Raw genomic sequence first — 16592 nt, 5'->3', positions numbered from 1 at the left:
GATCTGTGATGCACGCCACGCACGATCCTAGGGGTGACCCGCGACATGATCGCGGCCGGCTCACGCATTGGGGGCCACCTTCGTCATGAGGTGCACCAGACGGTCGTCGAGACCGCCGCCCTTCTCCTCCGGCAGGTTGGCCATGAGCTTGAGCATGAACTTCATGAGCGTCGGCCGCGGCAGGCCGTACTTCGTCGCCAGGCGCATGATCTCGGGGCGGCCGATGAGCTTGGCGAACTGCGCGCCGAGGGTGAAGTAGCCACCGTGCATGTCCTTCATCCGGCCGATGTACGAGGCGAGCACCCGCTCACGCTCCGCCGCGCTCGGCCGCGCCAGCGCCTGGACGATCGTCTCGGCCGCGGCGTGCCCGGCCTCGAGCGCGTAGTCGATGCCCTCGCCGTTGAAGGGGTTGACCATGCCACCGGCGTCGCCGACGAGCATGAGGCCGTCGGCGTAGAGCGGCTGCCGGTTGAAGGCCATGGGCAGGGCCGCGGCGGTGATCTCGCCGGTGATCGTGTCCTCGTTGATGCCCCACTCCGCCGGCATCGTCTCGACCCAGCGACGCATGACGTCCTTGTAGTCGGTGCGGCCGAAGGCCTCGGAGGTGTTGAGGACACCCAGGCCGACGTTGGAGCGACCGTCACCGAGGCCGAAGAGCCAGCCGTAGCCCGGCATGAGGATGCGCCCCCCTTCGGGCGTCGTCGACCACAGCTCGAGGTGGCTCTCGAGGTAGGCGTCGTCATGACGGGGGGTCTCGTAGTAGGCGCGCACCGCGACGGCCATCGGCCGGTCCTCGCGCTTCTCGCGGCCCATCTTCACCGACAGACGGGAGGAGACGCCGTCGGCGGCGACGACGACCGGCGCCCGGTAGGTCTCGGTCTCGCCCGTCGCGCGTCCCCGCTCGTCGACGACCTTGGCGACCACGCCGACGATGCGGCCGCTCTCGTCGCGGACCGGCTCGGAGACGTTGCGCCCCTCGAGCAGCTCGGCACCGCACGCCGCGGCGTGCCGGGCCAGCACCTCGTCGAGGTCCGCACGGGCCCGGACCATGCCGTACCCGGGGAAGGAGGTGACGTCCGGCCAGTCGAGCTGCAGCCGCATGCCGCCACCGATGATCCGCAGGCCCTGGTTGTGGGCCCACCCGTCCGTCTCAGACAGGGGCACACCGAGGTTGATGAGCTGGCGCACCGCGCGCGGGGTCAGGCCGTCGCCGCAGATCTTGTCGCGGGGGAAGCGTGACTTCTCGAGCAGGACGACGTCCTTGCCCGCCTTCGCCAGCCAGGCGGCGGTGGCGCTGCCACCCGGCCCGGCTCCGACGACGATGACGTCGACACTGCGGTCACCATCGGCCGCAGGCAGTGCACTGGTCACGGAAGTTCCTCAGCTGCTTGTGAAGCATTTCACGATCGCGGGAGACACTACCCGCCGGAAACCTTGCCGCTCACGCAGGTAGACCTAACCTTTGGTCGCCCGGTCCCGTGGTCGCGTGCAGGCTTCGCTCGTGCCTCGCTACGCCTTGACCGCTCGATGGAGCGCGACGACCCCACCCGTGAGGTTGCGCCACTCCACCTCGGACCACCCGGCGCCGGCGACCATGCGGGCGAGCGGCTCCTGCGCGGGCCAGCTCTGGATCGACTCCGCGAGGTAGACGTAGGACTCCGGGTTGGAGCTCAGCCGCCGCGCGACGGGCGGGAAGGCCGCCATGAGGTACTCCGAGTACACGGTGCGGAAGGCCTTGTTGACCGGCTGGCTGAACTCGCAGATGAGCAGCCGACCCCCCGGCCGGGTCACGCGCAGGAACTCCTCGAGCGCCACCTCCGGCCGCACGACGTTGCGGAAGCCGAAGGACATCGTCACGACGTCGAAGGAGGCGTCGGCGAAGGGGAGGCGGGTCGCGTCGGCGGCGGTGAAGTCCAGCTGCGGGCTCTGCTTGAGCCCCTGCCGCAGCATCCCGAGGGAGAAGTCGGCGGAGACGACCTGGGCGCCCGCACGTCGCAGCGGCAGCGAGGAGCTGCCGGGGCCGGCGGCGATGTCGAGGATCCGCTCACCCGGCCCGGGGTCGATGGACGCGAGGACGGCGCGACGCCACAGCCGCGTCTGACCCAGCGACATGACGTCGTTCATCAGGTCGTACTTCGCGGCGGTCTCGTCGAACATCGCGGCGACGTCCTTGGGGTCCTTCTGCAGGGTGGCGCGGCTCATGTCCTCATCTTCGCACCCGCGGTCGTAGGCTGTTGCCCGCCATGACCTCACCTTCGCCTGCCGCCGACACCACCCCCGTCGGCACCCCGCACCCCGCGCTGGTCGTGCGCACCGTCTCCGTCCCCGCCTCGCGCGTCGGCGACCTGCTCGCCCTCCTGCCCGAGCCGCAGGACGCCGGCGACATCGTCTCGTGGGTCCGCAGGGGCGAGGGCTTCGTCGGGTGGGGCCGGGTCGCGACCTTCCGCGCCACCGGTGCCGACCGCTTCGAGCACGCCCAGGAGTGGTGGCGGGCCGTCACCGCCGAGGCCATCGTCCGCGACGACGTGGACGAGCCGGGCACCGGCCCGATCACCTTCGGCTCCATGGCCTACTCACGTCGGTCGGAGACCGAGTCGGTGCTCGTCGTCCCCGAGGTCGTCGTCGGCCGCCGGGGCGACCTCGCCTGGGTGACGACCACGACGACCGACGCCACGGTGCCGCCGGCCGACGAGCCGCTCACGCAGCAGCCGGCCCCGACCAGCCCCGGCGAGGTCGACTTCGTCGACCGTGACCTCGACGCCCCCTCGTGGGCGCTCGCCGTCGAGGAGGCCGTCGCCCGGATCAGCGCCGGAGCGCTCGACAAGGTCGTGCTCGCCCGAGCCGTCCAGGCCAGCGCCTCCCACCGCATCGACCCGCGGTGGGTCCTCACCCGGCTCGCGGAGGACTACGACACGACCTGGGTCTTCGCCGTCGACGGCCTCGTCGGCGCGACGCCGGAGATGCTCGTGCGCCTCGAGCGCGGGCTGGTCACCTCCCGCGTCCTCGCCGGGACGATCCGCCGCACCGGCGACGACAGCCACGACCTGGCCCTCGCCGGGTCGCTCGCCCGGAGCAGCAAGGACCTCGAGGAGCACGAGTACGCGGTGCGGTCGGTGGCCGACGCGCTCGCCGCGCACACGTCGTCGATCAACGTGCCGGACTCCCCCTTCGTCCTCCACCTCAACAACGTCATGCACCTGGCGACGGACGTCGCCGGCGTCGTCGACGACCGGTCGACCTCGCTGGCCCTCGCCGCCTCGCTGCACCCCTCCGCCGCCGTGTGCGGCACCCCCACCCGTGACGCCGACGACGTCATCGCCGAGCTCGAGCAGATGGACCGCGGGCGCTACGCCGGCCCCGTGGGCTGGATGGATGCCTCCGGCGACGGCGAGTGGGGCATCGCGCTGCGCTGCGGGTGGTACGAGAGCGCGCAGTCGCTGCGGCTGTACGCCGGCTGCGGGATCGTCGCCGGCTCGGTGGCGGCCGACGAGGTCGCCGAGTCGATCGCCAAGCTGCTGCCGATGCGCACCGCGTTGGGCGGCTGAGTCCTCAGCCGAGCGCCGCGGCCACGGCGGCCCGCACCCGCTGGCCGGCTGCCCGCCGCCCGCTGCCGCTCACGGGCACCCGGATGACCCGGATGCCCGGGCTGGGCTGACGGAGCAGCCCGGCGAGCTCGTCGGTGGTCCAGGCGGTCGTCGCCGGCACGCCGTGGGCCGCGCAGAGCAGACCGATGTCCGTCCCGGTGGGCGTGGTGAAGAGCCTCGACAGCGACCCCGCGAGCTCCGGCGCGCCGTACTCGAGCGTGGTGAAGATGCTGCCGCCGTCGTCGTCGAGCACGACGATCGTCAGGTCCGGCCGCGGCTCGGCGGGGCCGATGAGCAGGCCGTTGGCGTCGTGGAGGAAGGTCAGGTCCCCGAGCAGCGCGACCGTCGGCGCGGGGCGGGAGAGGGCGAGCCCGATCGCCGTCGAGACGCAGCCGTCGATGCCTGCGAGCCCCCGGCTGGTGACGACCTCGACATCGGGCCGTGGGTGGGCGACCCCGTGGGCGAGGTCGCGGGCGACGCTCGAGCTGCCGACGAAGAGCGCGGCGCCCGGCAGCAGCGTCTCGTGCAGGGCGCGAGCGGTCGCGGGCCCACCGGCCTCAATCGGGACGGCGGCGGCGATCCGCTCGCCGGCCTCCAGCCAGGTCCTGGCGAAGGGGGGTCACCCCCACCCTCCTCCCCCGTGAGCCGCAGTGCGGCGAAGGGGTGGACCGCGGAGGCCGCGTGCGCGGCATCGGCCCAGCCGTCCGCGCCGGGCTCGCCGGAGGTGACGACCTCGACGCGCAGCCCGGGGGCGCGGGTGAGCGCCGGGACGGACCGGCCGAGGGTCGGTCGCCCGACGACGAGCAGGCGCCGGGGCAGGTGCTCCCCCACCCAGTCGGTCGCCGTGAGGAGCAGGTCGCCGTGGGGCAGGACGAGGTGGTGCGTGCCCGGCCCCGGCTCGGCGATGACCGGGGCGCCGTGGTGGGCGGCCCAGTCGAGGGCCGCCCGTCGGTGCTCGGCGGTGGGCAGCTCGCCGATGACGACGAGCGTGTCCGGCTCGTGCGGCAGCGGTGACCCGGCCCCGTCGGTCACGGTCGCGGGGGCGGGCAGCTCCACCCGGGGGCAGGCGTCCGACGGCTCGGGAGCCGCCGGGTCCGGGCCCGCCGACCCGACGAGCGACTCCGGGGGCCAGCGGGTCACGGTAGGGCAGGTCGAGGTGCACGGGGCCTGCGGACCCGGGTCCTGCCAGGGGCGCCGGTGGCCGCCGCGACGGCCCGCGCGGCCGCGGTGCGCCAGGCCGGCTCCTGCCGGGCGGGGTCGCTCGGGGCCTCGAGCTCGAGCGCGAGGCGCACGTGCCCGCCGAAGACTCCGACCTGGTCGGTCGCCTGGTTGGCCCCGACACCACGCAGCTCGGGGGGCCGATCGGCGGTGAGCAGCAGCAGCGGCACGGCACCGTGGTGGGCCTCGAGCACGGCGGGGTGGAGGTTGGCGACGGCGGTGCCGCTCGTCGTGACGACGGCGGCGGGGCGTCGTGAGGTCTTCGCCAGACCGAGTGCGAGGAAGGCAGCGCTGCGCTCGTCGACACGGACGTGCAGCCGCAGCCGGCCCTGCCGCTCGAGCTCGTGCGCGGCGTACGCGAGCGGCGCCGAGCGGGAGCCGGGGCAGAGGACGAGCTCGCCGACACCGAGTCGGACGAGCTCGTCGAGGAGCACGCGGGCGCCGGTCGTCGAGGGATGCACCCGCACGATCCTGCCACCGCACGGATCTCACCGGCGCGCGACGTCGTAGTCGGTCGTCACCGTCGCCCCGGGACCGTCGCCGAGGTAGGGCACCGCGTCGGCGCGCCAGGCGGTGATCGACGGGTCGTCGCTGGCGTCGACGAGTTGCGCGGCCTCGGCGTAGCGACCGTTGTCGTGGGCCTGCGTCGCCCGCCCGTCCTCGCCGAGCTCGTCGGCGAGGGAGCGCTCGACCGTCACCCAGCTCGCCCGGTCGGGGTTGTCCGCCCCCTCGAGCGCGGGCACGGGGTCCTCGGTGTGCTCGATGCTGAGGACCGAGACCTCCGGTGGCACGTCGAGCGAGGCGATCGGTGCCCCCGAGGTGACGACGTGGGTAACGCCGAGGCGATCGCGCAGGCGCGGGTCCGCGGCGAGCGCCGCGGCGACGAGTCCGCCCTGGCTGTGACCGGTCAGCATGACGCGCGGCGGCCCGGTGTCGCCGACCCGGCGGCGGGAGTCCTCGAGCGCGCTCACCACGGCCGTCATCGTCGCGGTCTGCCGCCCGGCGACGAGGAGCACGTTGCTCGTCATGTCCCACGGGTTGTCGCCCGACCTCGGGTCGAAGGTCTGGGTGCCGGGCACGTCGACGACCCACGCCCACCCGCCGTCGGGCTGCGGGATCCCCGTGACGCGCACCCGAGACCGACCCGACGTCGGCCCGTCCCCCGCGACGAGATCGGCGATCCCGCGCGGGCGCACCCCGACCTGCGGCTCGCGGGCGCGCACGGTCGCGTGCCGCCCGGACTCGTCGAGGACCACCCCGCGCGTCGCGGCGAGCACGACGCCGAGCGCCTCCGTCTGGGTGCGCGGCGGGTAGACGGCCCCGGCTCGTCCGCTGCGCCAGGCGAGCCACAGCCCGAGCACCGGCAGTCCCTGCCCGAGTCCGAGCAGGAGCCCGTCGAGGCCGTCGGCGGCGGCCGGGACGATCCACGGGTGGTCGAGCACGATCTGGTCGATCCCCTCGCCGAGCCCCAGACCGACGCCCACCACGGCGTCGCGCGCGCCGGGGACCGCGAGCACGAGCGGGACGACCGGAGCGACGGCCAGCCCGACGCCGAGTGCCACGGGGGCGATCGTGCGCCCCACCCAGGCACCCGCCTGCGTCGCGATGCCGTCGGCGAGCGACTCCACCGCCTCCTCGGCACCGCGGTAGGTCCGGACCGCCGTCGTCGTCGCGAGCGCGGTCGCCGTGACGTCAGCAGCGGCACCGGCGGCGCCATGCGGCCCGATGCAGCCGAGCAGCGCACCCTCGGCGGCGAGGTACTCCACCGGGGCGAGCAGCCCGGCCAGCGCGAGCCGGGGGTCCGTGGCGGCGAGGCCGATCGACGCCGCGACCTCGCCGAGGTCGAGCGCCAGGCTGCGCAGGCGACGAGCCGACTCCTCGAGCTCGTCGAGCCCGACGGACAGGCCGGCCGCTCCGCCCGACACCTCGATGGCGCTCACCGGCCGACCCCCGCGGTCAGGTCGACGGCACCGACGAGGTCGAGCCTCTGCTCCGCGACGTGCTGCAGCGTGCGCACGCGCTGCGCAGCCCGACGCACCCGCTCGGCGAGGGCCGCGATGTCGTCGGCGTGCTCGGCGACCCGCTCACGGTGCAGCGTCGCGGCCTCGCCCCGCCAGGTCGTGGCGGTCGCGACCCGCACCTGCAGCGCCGTCACCTCGAGCCGTGCGGCACAGCGCTCGAGGCGGTCGGCGGTCGTCGTCAGCTCCCCCGGGAGCAGTGTCCCCGTGTCCATGGGTCCACCTCACCGCGGCTCGGCCACCTCCGCCGGACTCGCCTGCGGACTGTGCACGGGCGGACGCGCCGGGCGCCGGCTGTGGATCAGGTGCGCGCCGCGCTCGCAGCCCGCACCCGCTCCCGCCACCAGTCCACCCGTGCGGGCGGCGCCGCGTGCCGGGCGAGCAGGTCCGGGTCGACGACGACCTCCCGGACGGGCAGCGCCCCCTCCGCCGGCAGCAGAGGCTCCCGGCTGACGTCGGCGGCCAGGAGTGCGCCCGTCCCGAGACCGCACGCGTGCCCGAGGTCGGGCAGGGCCGCCGCGAGCGCGACCCCGGCCCGCAGACCGACGCTCGAGTCGATGGCTGAGGAGACGACGGCCGGCAGCCCGCAGTCGGCGACGACCTCGAGCGCGTGGGCGACTCCTCCGAGCGGGGCGACCTTGACGACGACGACGTCCGCCGCCTCGAGGCGAGCGACCTCGAGCGGGTCCTCCGCCTTGCGGATCGACTCGTCGGCCGCCACCGGCACGTCGACCCCGCGCCGGGCGAGCTCGACCCGCAGCCGGGCGAGGTCGTGCACGTCGGCGCAGGGCTGCTCCGCGTACTCCAGGCCGAAGGGGGCCAGTCGGGTCAGCACGTCGACGGCCTCGGTCAGGGACCAGCCGCCGTTGGCGTCCACCCGCAGTCGGGCGTCGGGCCCCATGGCCTCGCGGACCGCTGCGACGCGGTCGAGGTCGTCCTGCTCGCCCTGGCCCCGCTCGGCGACCTTGATCTTCGCCGTCGTGCACCCGTCGTAGCGGGCGACGACCTCGGCGACGTCGGCTGCGGGCACGGCGGGCACGGTCGCGTTGACCGGCACCCTGGCCCGCCGCGGCTCCGGCCAGCCCTGCCAGGCCGCCTCGACGGCCGCGTCGAGCCAGCGCGCGGCCTCCTGCGGTGCGTACTCGACGAAGGGGGCGAACTCCCCCCAGCCGCGCGGCCCCCGCACGAGCGCGACCTCGCGCTCGGTGACGCCACGAAATCGGGTGCGCAGGGGCAGGGTGACGACGTGCAGCCCGTCGAGCAGCTCGTCGACGGCGACCGCGGGGCTCATCGGTCTCGGCTCGAGAGCACGCAGAACTCGTTGCCCTCGGGGTCGGCGAGGACGGTCCATGTGACCTCGTCGTCGTCCTGGCCGACGGCGGCGCGGGTGGCTCCCTTCGCCAGCAGTGCCTCGATCTCGGCATCGCGGTCCTGACCGACGTGCGGTGCGAGGTCGATGTGGAGACGGTTCTTGACCGTCTTGCCCTCGGGTACCGGGACGAAGGAGAGCATCGAGCGCCGCGCCAGCCACGTGGCCGTGTCGTCGACCGGGTCCTCGCTCGCCTCCGGTGGCAGCACCTCGCACTCGTGCTCGTCCTCGTAGCCGATCCGCCACCCGAGTACGTCGGCCCACCAGCGGGCGAGGGCCCGGTGGTCGCGGGCGTCGACGGTCAGGGAGTAGAGGTGCAGGGCCATGCCCCCGACGTTAGTCCGACAGCCGGGCGAGCCGGGCCCGCAGGAGCGCGAGTCGGTGGGCATTGCCGTGCAGCTCGATGTACCGCTCGCCGTAGACGGACAGGAGTGCGTCGTCGAGACGGCGCACGGCGCCGGGCGGGTAGCGGTAGCCCATGTGCGCGTCGATCGCGGGCACGTCGACCTCGCGCAGCACCTCACGCAGCTCGGAGAGCGAGCTGATGCCGAGCTCGAGGAGCAGCCCGCTGATCCACGCGTAGTGGTCGGTGCGCGACCACCCGGCGTCGACGAACTGCCCGGCGAGGAAGGCGGCGAGGTCGGTCGCCCCGATCCGCGGGTCGTCGTCGTCCTCGGTCGGCGAGGTCAGCTCGTCACGGTGCCGGTCGCGGATCGAGGAGAACTGCTGGTCGGCGAGCTCGAGCAACCCGGCGGCGAGCGTGAAGCGGCGGTCGAAGTCGGGCGCGTGCTCCGCGGAGACCGACCCCTTGTAGCGCACGTCGTGCTCGAACTCCGCCCACGCGTGCTGGAGCACCGTGCGGATCTGCACCGACGCGGGGCGCTCGCGCGGGATGCCCGGCTCCTCCCGGTCCTCGCCCAGCCCCACGAGCAGGTGACGGCTGGAGTATCCGAAGCGGCCGGCCGCCGCCGTCTCCTGACCCATGTCGCGGTCCTCGAGCACCGCGAGCTGGGAGGAGAGCAGCTGCGCCACGGCGTCGACGTCGGCGAGGACGTAGGTGACGACCCGGACCCCGATCTGGTCGGTGATGTCGGTGAGCGGCTTGGGGTGCGCCAGGCGCCCACCCGGCAGCCGCCGCGCGGCCTTGCCCGCGAAGGACTCGACCGTCTTGGTTCGCCCGCTCACGGTCAGGTAGTTGATGCCCGCGTCGTCGAGCAGCCGGGTCACCAGCGCCACGTAGGCGTCGGTGACCCCCCGCAGCTCGTCGATGCTCGCCGCGTACCGCTGGACTGCCCGGCGCACCCGGGTCGACTGTGTGGTCGCCATGGGGACAGCCTGCCCGACGCGGGTCACATGACCTTGCTGATCGCCTTGGTGAGCTCGTTGACGGCCAGGGCGGCGAAGGCCGCCGCGCACAGGACGAGGGCGACGTTGGCCGGCCAGCGGTTGCGCCACTGCACCGGCACCCGGTCGGTGTTGAGCAGCCAGAGCAGGGTGACCGACAGGAAGGGCATGAAGAGCGCGCCGAGGACGCCGTAGGCGAGGATCAGCCAGATCGGCTTGCCGAGGAAGAGCATCGCCATCGGTGGGATCGTCAGCCACAGGATGTAGGCGCGGTACCAGGTGCCTCCGGCGCGTCGCGCCGGGTCGTCCTCGGCCAGGCCGCGCAGGTGACCGACGAGGTCGGCAAACATGAGCGAGACGCCGTTCCACACCCCGAGCAGCGAGGACATCGCCGCCGCGAAGAAGCCGACGAGGAAGACCTTGCCGGCCCAGTTGCCGTACCGGTCTGCGAGGACCGTCGACAGGTCGAGCAGCCCCTTGTCCCCGTCCTCGACGGCGATCTGCGCCGAGTAGAGCAGCTCGGCACCGACGACGAGGGTGGCGAGCACGAAGATGCCGGTGATGACGTAGGCGACCGTGTTGTCGATGCGCATGACCCGCACGTGTCCGGGGGTGTCCCAGCCCTTCTCGCGCAGCCAGTAGCCGTAGGCGGCCAGGGTGATCGTGCCGCCGACACCGCCGGCGAGCGCCAGCACGTTGACCAGACCCCCGTCGGGGATCCACGGCTTGATGCCGGCGAACACGTCGAGCAGGTTGGGCAGCGTCATGATCGCGGCGCCGCACATCGTGACGAACATCAGGCCGACGAGTGCCGCGCAGACCTTCTCGAAGACGCCGTAGCGGCCGAGCCAGACGAGGGCGGCGCCGGTCAGACCGGCGATGATCCCCCACCACGTCACCCCGAGGACCGGGAAGAGGGAGTGGAGCGGCAGCCCCGTGCCGGCCATCGCCGCCGCGCCGTAGACGAAGCCCCAGATGACGATGTACGGCACGAAGTACACGTGCGTCCATCGACCGAGGCTGGACCACCCTTCGAAGATCGTGCGTCCGCTCGCCAGGCTGTACCGGCCGGCGCCCTCGACGAGGACGATCTTCATGATGCAGCCGACGACGACGCACCACATGAGGCCGTACTCGTACTTGCTGCCGGCGATGAGGGTTGCGACGAGGTCGATCGCGCCGACACCCGTCGCGGCCACGACGATGCCGGGGCCGACGAGCGACCACCTGCCGGTGCTGACCTGGGGTTCGCGTGCTGGGGTGGACACGTGCTGCTCCTGCCGTGGACTGCTGGGTCGATGCCGACGTGTGAGTGTAGTCACAGCCACGTAGGGTCTCTCGCGTGGACATCGCACTGACGCTCGTCGCGATCGCCCTGGCGATCGTGCTCATCCTCCGGTTCAAGGTCGACCCGGTGATCTCGCTGATCATCTCGTCGGTCTTCCTCGGCCTCTCCGCCGGCGTCGGGGCCGCCGACACCGTCGCGGCCATCACGACCGGCTTCGGCGAGATCATGGGCGAGGTCGGTCTGCTCATCGGCTTCGGCGTGCTCATCGGCTCGCTGCTGCAGGCGACGGGGACCTTCCGCGCCCTCGTCGAGGTCATCGCCCGCCGGGTCGGGCGCAAGCTGCCCTACGCGATGGCCGCGGCGCTCTCGGCGGTCTTCCCCTCGATCTACGTCGACGTGCAGGTCGTCCTCGCCTCCCCGATGGCCCGCCAGGCGGCGCCCGTCGTCGACCGGCGCAAGGGCCTGCCGTGGCTCGCCGGCGCGATCGGCATCGGCATCTTCGCCGGCTACGTCTTCGTCGTCCCCGGCCTGGCCGCCGTCGCCATCTCCGGCCAGCTGAAGCTGCCGCTCGGCGAGTACCTGATCTTCGGCGCCCCGATCGGTGTCGCCACCGCGCTGCTCACGACCTTCCTCTTCCGCCTGCTGCTGCAGACCCGCTTCTGGGACGAGCGCACCGACGTCGACCCCAACGAGGAGGAGCACCCCGACAACCCGGGCCACGCCGCCTACCTCGCCCGCGGGGAGATCGGGCACGAGAGCACCGGCAGCTCCGCCGACGCCGACCTCGACGACCCTGACGCCGTGCCCGAGCGGGCCCTGCGCCTGCCGCTGCTGCTGCGCCTCACCCCGATCCTCGTCCCGCTCGTGCTCATCGCCTTCGGCGCCTTCATGGACCTCTTCGACGCGAGCAACGGGGCCATCGCCTTCGTCGGTGACGCCAACATCGCGCTCTTCGTCGGCCTGCTCATCGCCTTCGTCATCGGCCGCTCGACGCTCGGCTCGGACGGCACCGAGCAGGCCCTCTCGGGCGGCTTCCGCACGACCGGCGAGATCCTGCTCATCACCGGCATCGGCGGTTCGCTCGGCGCCGTCATCACCGAGACCGGTCTCGACACGACCCTCGAGGGCCTCTTCTCCGCCGACGCCGGCGCGCCGGTCCTCGTCACGGTGCTGCTCGCGTGGTTCATCGCGGCGCTGCTGCACTTCGCCATCGGCTCGGTGTCGGTCGGCGCGATCACCGCCTCCGGCATCATCGGCCCGGTCGTCGCCTCGACCGGTGTCTCGCCGGTCGTCGTCGCGCTCGCCATCGCCTCCGGTGCGATGTTTGCCCTGCACGTCAACAGCAACTTCTTCTGGATGTTCAAGAGCCTGCTCGGGCTGTCGACCAAGGGCGCGCTCAAGACGCTCACCCTGGCCACCTCGCTGGGCGCCGTGGTCTCGCTGCCGATGGTCCTGCTCGTCAGCCTCGTCGCCTGACGGGGCGCCCCCCTTCGACCTGCGGTCGTTAGGCTCGCCCCCGTGAGCGCACTGGACAACGTCAGCGAGACCTTCGACCCGCAGGCCTGGGAGGTGGTCCCCGGCTTCGAGGACCTCACCGACCTCACCTACCACCGCGCCAAGGACGTCGGCTGCGTGCGGATCGCCTTCGACCGGCCGGAGATCCTCAACGCCTTCCGGCCGCACACCGTCGACGAGCTCTACCGCACCCTCGACCACGCCCGCCGCACCCCCCGATGTCGGCGTCGTCCTGCTGACCGGCAACGGCCCGACCCCACGCGAGGGCAGCAGTGCGACGACCGAGGGCTGGGCCTTCTGCACCGGCGGCGACCAGCGCATCCGCGGCCGCTCCGGCTACCAGTACGCCGCCGACCCCGGTGGCGACGACTCCGCGGCCGGCATCAACGAGCGTCGGGTCAAGGCCGAAGGGGGGCGCCTCCACATCCTCGAGGTCCAGCGCCTCATCCGCACCATGCCCAAGGTCGTCATCGCGCTGGTCGGCGGGTGGGCCGCCGGCGGCGGGCACTCGCTGCACGTCGTCTGCGACATGACCCTCGCCAGCCAGCACGCGCGCTTCAAGCAGACCGACGCCGACGTCGGCTCCTTCGACGGCGGCTACGGCAGCGCCTACCTCGCGAAGATGGTGGGGCAGAAGCGCGCTCGCGAGATCTTCTTCCTCGGCCGCGCCTACACGGGCCAGGAGATGTACGAGATGGGCGCGGTCAATGCGGTCGTCGACCACGCGGAGCTCGAGGTCGAGGGGCTGCGGATGGCCCGCGAGATCATGGCGAAGTCGCCCACCGCGATCCGGATGCTCAAGTTCGCCTTCAACCTCACCGACGACGGGCTCATGGGCCAGCAGGTCTTCGCCGGCGAGGCGACCCGCCTGGCCTACATGACCGACGAGGCGGTCGAGGGGCGCGACCAGTTCCTCGAGAAGCGTGACCCGGACTGGTCGCCCTTCCCTTGGTACTTCTGATGCCCATCACCCCACTCCCCTTGCCGCCCGGCCCGGCCGCGCTCGAGTCGCTCCCTTCGCTCGAGCAGGCGCTGACCGGCACCGCGCCGATCCACCCGCACGCCCCCGGCGAGCACCCGAGCCTGCCCGAGGGCGAGCTGCCCGGCGACCTGGCCGTCGCCATCGCGACCTCCGGCTCGACCGGCACGCCCAAGCTCTCGCTGCTCACCGCCGCCAACCTCATCGCGAGCGCGGAGGCCACCGCCCAGCGGCTCGGCGGGCACGGCCAGTGGCTGCTCGCGCTGCCGCCGCACCACATCGCCGGGCTGCAGGTGCTGCTGCGCAGCATCGCCGCCGGCACCACCCCGGTGGCGCTCGACCCGTCGGCGGTCACCCCCTTCGCGCTGGTGGAGGCGGCGGCGGGCATGCACGCGCAGCGGCGCTACACCTCGCTCGTGCCGACCCTGCTCGCCCGGCTCGTCGACGACCCGCTCGGACTCGAGGCGCTGCGGCGCTTCGACGCCGTCCTCGTCGGTGGGGCCGCTACCCCGGCGGCGCTGCTCGACCGCGCCCGGTCTGAGGGCGTGCGCGTGGTGACCACCTATGGCATGTCCGAGACCGCCGGCGGTTGCGTCTACAACGGGCAGCCGCTCCAGGGGGTCGCCGTGCGCACCGACGCCGCCAGCGCCCTCGAGATCGGCGGCCCGGTCGTCGCCCACGGCTACCTCGGGGTCGAGACCGGAGCCTTCCGTGACGAAGGGGGCCAGCGCTGGTTTCGCACCGGCGACCTCGGCTCCGTCGACGGCCGGGGCCGGGTGAGCGTCACCGGCCGCGCCGACGACCTCATCAACACCGGCGGCCTCAAGGTCGCGCCGCGCGTCGTCGAGGAGGCCGTCCTCGCCCACGTGCCCGCCGTGACCGAGGCGGTCGTCGTCGGCGTCCCCGACCTCGAGTGGGGCCAGGCCGTCGCGCTGGCGGCGGTCACCTCGCCGGGCGGACCGCCGCCCGGGCCGGTCCCGGACGCCGGGGTCGCCGAGATCCGCGAGATGCTGCGGCCCCACCTCGAGGCCGCCGCGCTTCCCCCGCCGCGTCGTCGTCGTGCCCGAGCTGCCGATGCGCGGGCCGGGCAAGCCGGACCGGGCCGCCGTGGCGCGTCTGGTCGGGGGCTGAGCGCCTCGTAAGATCGCCTCTCGTGGCCACCATCAAGCAGTGGGTCGCCGGCGCCCGTCCGCGAACCCTCCCCGCAGCACTCGCCCCCGTCATCGTCGGTACCGCTGCGGCAGCGGCCAACCGTGATCTCGAGGAGGGGACGAAGGGGGCCAACCTCGGCCTCGCACTGCTGGCGCTCATCGTCTCGTGCTGCCTGCAGATCGGCGTCAACTACGCCAACGACTACAGCGACGGCATCCGCGGGACCGACGAGGAGCGCGTCGGCCCGGTGCGGCTCGTCGGGCAGCGCCTGGCCAACCCTGACAACGTCAAGATCGCGGCCTTCTCCTTCTTCGGGCTCGGCGCCTTCGCCGGCTTCGCGCTCGTCGCGCTGAGCCAGGCGTGGATCCTCCTGCCGATCGGCGCGCTGGCGATCCTCGCCGCGTGGCGCTACACCGGCGGCGACAACCCCTACGGCTACCGGGGCCTCGGCGAGGTCTACGTCTTCGTCTTCTTCGGGCTGGTCGCCACGCTCGGCACGCAGTTCACCCAGATCGGTGGCATCACCGCGGTCGGTGTGCTCGGCGCGATCGCGGTCGGCTCGCTCGCCAGCGCGATCCTCGTCGCCAACAACCTGCGCGACATCCCCACCGACTCGGTGACCGGCAAGACGACGCTCGCCGTGCGCCTCGGCGACGCGCGCACCCGGCAGCTCTACCTCGGGCTCTTCGCCGTCACCGTCGTGTGCACCCTGCTCATGGCGATCTGGCGACCGTGGGCCCCGATCGGCCTCATCGGGCTGGTCATCGCGTGGCCCGGCATCCAGGCCGTGCGCGGCGGAGCGACGGGCAAGGAGCTCATCCCGGCGCTGGCCCTCACCGGCTTCGCCGAGCTCATGTGGGCGGTCTGGCTCTTCGCGCCGCTCGCGCGCTGAGACCCCGGCGAGTCGAGCGCTCACACCTCAGCGGAAGGTCTCGGGCTCCTCGCCCTCGGGCGCCGACTCCCGCTCGCGCGCAGCGTCCTCGACGGCCTCGTCGGAGTCGGGGCGCTCCGAGCGGGCTCGCGCCTTGGCCTCCTGGCGCGCCTGGATCTGCTCGATCATCTCCGCGCGGAAGGGCCGCAGCACGATCGCCGAGACGACCATCGACAGCAGGGCCGCGATGACGACGAGCCAGGGCAGCTCGTTGGGCTCGCGCAGGCCGACGAGCCACAGCAGCGAGAGGCAGCCGAAGAAGATCAGCATGCGGAGCAGGGTGTAACGGACCACGGGTACTCAGAACCTCACTGCGCGTAGCTGTGCTGGCCGATGAAGTAGAAGTTCACGACCGTGTAGTTGATGACGATGCACACGAAGCCGGCGACGGCGATCCAGTTCGCGGTGCGGCGCGAGGTGTTCTTCGTCGCGCGGGCGTGCAGGTAGGCGGCGTAGACCGTCCAGATGACGAAGGTCCACACCTCCTTGGGGTCCCAGTTCCAGTAGGCCCCCCAGGCCTCGCGGGCCCAGATCGCGCCCGCGATGAGCGTGAAGGTCCACAGCGGGAAGCCGATGATGTGCAGGGAGTACGACAGCTTTTCGAGCGTCGCGGCCGGCGGCAGCTTGCGCCAGAAGCGCTCGCTCCCGACCCCCCGGTCGCTCATGAGGTAGAGCGCGCTGATGATGGCCCCGACGACGAAGATGCCGACCGACAGGGTCGCGACGGTCACGTGGATCGGCAGCCAGTAGGACTTCAGCGAGGGCACGACCTCGTCGGCCTCGACGTACCAGGCGGTCGAGGCGACCATGAGCAGCAAGACGACGAAGGCGGTGACGAAGACGCCGAGCCAGCGCAGGTCGCGGCGCAGCCCCGCGACGGCGAAGGTCGCCATGGCGAAGAAGGCTCCCGCAACGCTGAACTCGAAGAGGTTGCCCAGCGGGAAGCGCTCGACGGCGAAGCCGCGGCAGGCGAAGGAGACGAGCAGGAAGAAGGCACCGAGCCAGGACATCGAGCCGGCGATGCCGGCGGCCTTGCGGGCCCGCGCGGAGGTCTCGGCGGGCTCGGCGGCGGGGGGCGGCGCCCCCCTTCGGCCGTGGCGTCACCCTCGCCGCCGCCGACGGTCGCGGGCACCTTGGCCTCGACCTCGGCCTGGTCGCGCACGGGCACGGCCTGCGAGAGGTAGAAGGCGTAGC

Annotated in this window: 17 protein-coding genes and 1 pseudogene; 5 read left to right on the top strand and 13 right to left on the bottom strand. The window is 73.1% G+C overall.

All coding sequences use genetic code 11. The features are described 5' to 3' along the window. Window positions 1-60: 60 nt before the first annotated feature. Window positions 61-1371, bottom strand: a complete 1311-nt coding sequence (locus B277_RS04295; protein WP_007925564.1) for a geranylgeranyl reductase family protein — start codon at window positions 1369-1371, stop codon at window positions 61-63. Window positions 1372-1509: 138 nt separating this feature from the next. Further along, on the bottom strand, window positions 1510-2202 hold the full coding sequence (locus B277_RS04290; protein ID WP_007925562.1) for a demethylmenaquinone methyltransferase: 693 nt from the start codon (window positions 2200-2202) through the stop codon (window positions 1510-1512). Window positions 2203-2243: 41 nt separating this feature from the next. On the opposite strand from B277_RS04290, the gene B277_RS04285 reads away from it, so the two are divergent. Then, on the top strand, window positions 2244-3545 hold the full coding sequence (locus tag B277_RS04285) for an isochorismate synthase (protein WP_007925560.1): 1302 nt from the start codon (window positions 2244-2246) through the stop codon (window positions 3543-3545). Between the two features lie 4 nt (window positions 3546-3549). Here B277_RS04285 and B277_RS16515 read toward each other — a convergent pair whose 3' ends face one another. The 9 genes from B277_RS16515 to B277_RS04245 all read right to left on the bottom strand — a co-directional run bounded on the left by B277_RS16515 (window position 3550) and on the right by B277_RS04245 (window position 10801). After that, a complete protein-coding gene (locus tag B277_RS16515) occupies window positions 3550-3984 on the bottom strand; it encodes a thiamine pyrophosphate-dependent enzyme (RefSeq protein ID WP_238539369.1) in 435 nt (144 codons plus the stop codon). Next, a complete protein-coding gene (locus B277_RS18805) occupies window positions 3906-4724 on the bottom strand; it encodes a hypothetical protein (RefSeq protein ID WP_238539368.1) in 819 nt (272 codons plus the stop codon). Before B277_RS18805 ends, B277_RS16515 begins: the two co-directional genes overlap by 79 nt. Continuing rightward, entirely contained in the window at window positions 4721-5263 is a 543-nt protein-coding gene (locus B277_RS18295; protein WP_007925556.1) for a thiamine pyrophosphate-binding protein, read from the bottom strand. The genes B277_RS18805 and B277_RS18295 overlap by 4 nt, the downstream gene beginning before the upstream one ends. 27 nt (window positions 5264-5290) lie before the next feature. After that, window positions 5291-6742 carry a hypothetical protein gene (locus tag B277_RS04270; protein ID WP_007925553.1) on the bottom strand — a complete coding sequence of 484 codons (1452 nt, stop codon included), beginning with the start codon at window positions 6740-6742 and terminating at the stop codon, window positions 5291-5293. Then, a complete protein-coding gene (locus B277_RS04265; protein ID WP_007925552.1) occupies window positions 6739-7035 on the bottom strand; it encodes a hypothetical protein in 297 nt (98 codons plus the stop codon). Before B277_RS04265 ends, B277_RS04270 begins: the two co-directional genes overlap by 4 nt. A gap of 86 nt (window positions 7036-7121) precedes the next feature. Next, the gene (locus B277_RS04260; protein ID WP_007925549.1) at window positions 7122-8111 is read right to left on the bottom strand and encodes an o-succinylbenzoate synthase; all 990 of its coding nucleotides are present in this window, start codon (window positions 8109-8111) and stop codon (window positions 7122-7124) included. Beyond that, window positions 8108-8515 (bottom strand): VOC family protein, encoded by a 408-nt coding sequence (locus tag B277_RS04255; protein WP_007925548.1) that lies wholly within the window; start codon window positions 8513-8515, stop codon window positions 8108-8110. The genes B277_RS04260 and B277_RS04255 overlap by 4 nt, the downstream gene beginning before the upstream one ends. Before the next feature lie 10 nt (window positions 8516-8525). Beyond that, window positions 8526-9515 (bottom strand): GTP pyrophosphokinase, encoded by a 990-nt coding sequence (locus tag B277_RS04250; protein WP_040880791.1) that lies wholly within the window; start codon window positions 9513-9515, stop codon window positions 8526-8528. Between the two features lie 23 nt (window positions 9516-9538). Next, complete coding sequence (locus tag B277_RS04245) at window positions 9539-10801, bottom strand: Nramp family divalent metal transporter (RefSeq protein WP_007925544.1); 1263 nt, start codon at window positions 10799-10801, stop codon at window positions 9539-9541. 74 nt (window positions 10802-10875) lie between these two features. On the opposite strand from B277_RS04245, the gene B277_RS04240 reads away from it, so the two are divergent. The 4 genes and pseudogenes from B277_RS04240 to B277_RS04225 all read left to right on the top strand — a co-directional run bounded on the left by B277_RS04240 (window position 10876) and on the right by B277_RS04225 (window position 15359). After that, window positions 10876-12297 (top strand): GntP family permease, encoded by a 1422-nt coding sequence (locus B277_RS04240; protein WP_007925543.1) that lies wholly within the window; start codon window positions 10876-10878, stop codon window positions 12295-12297. Between the two features lie 42 nt (window positions 12298-12339). Continuing rightward, window positions 12340-13297, top strand: a pseudogene (locus tag B277_RS04235) (1,4-dihydroxy-2-naphthoyl-CoA synthase). After that, the gene (gene menE / locus B277_RS04230) at window positions 13297-14457 is read left to right on the top strand and encodes an o-succinylbenzoate--CoA ligase (RefSeq protein WP_007925537.1); all 1161 of its coding nucleotides are present in this window, start codon (window positions 13297-13299) and stop codon (window positions 14455-14457) included. Before B277_RS04235 ends, menE begins: the two are co-directional and overlap by 1 nt. Before the next feature lie 11 nt (window positions 14458-14468). Further along, window positions 14469-15359: a 1,4-dihydroxy-2-naphthoate polyprenyltransferase gene (locus B277_RS04225; RefSeq protein ID WP_007925535.1), complete on the top strand. Its 891-nt coding sequence runs from the start codon at window positions 14469-14471 to the stop codon at window positions 15357-15359. Window positions 15360-15386: 27 nt separating this feature from the next. On the opposite strand, the gene B277_RS04220 is transcribed toward B277_RS04225, so the two are convergent. Beyond that, a complete protein-coding gene (locus B277_RS04220) occupies window positions 15387-15692 on the bottom strand; it encodes a DUF4229 domain-containing protein (RefSeq protein WP_007925534.1) in 306 nt (101 codons plus the stop codon). A gap of 14 nt (window positions 15693-15706) precedes the next feature. Beyond that, entirely contained in the window at window positions 15707-16408 is a 702-nt protein-coding gene (gene ccsB, locus B277_RS04215; RefSeq protein ID WP_007925532.1) for a c-type cytochrome biogenesis protein CcsB, read from the bottom strand. Window positions 16409-16592: the final 184 nt, after the last annotated feature.

This window comes from Janibacter hoylei PVAS-1 (genome assembly GCF_000297495.1).
GTDB lineage: Bacteria > Actinomycetota > Actinomycetes > Actinomycetales > Dermatophilaceae > Janibacter > Janibacter hoylei.
Note: the sequence above shows the minus strand (reverse complement) of the source record. Positions and strands in the feature narration are given on the sequence as shown.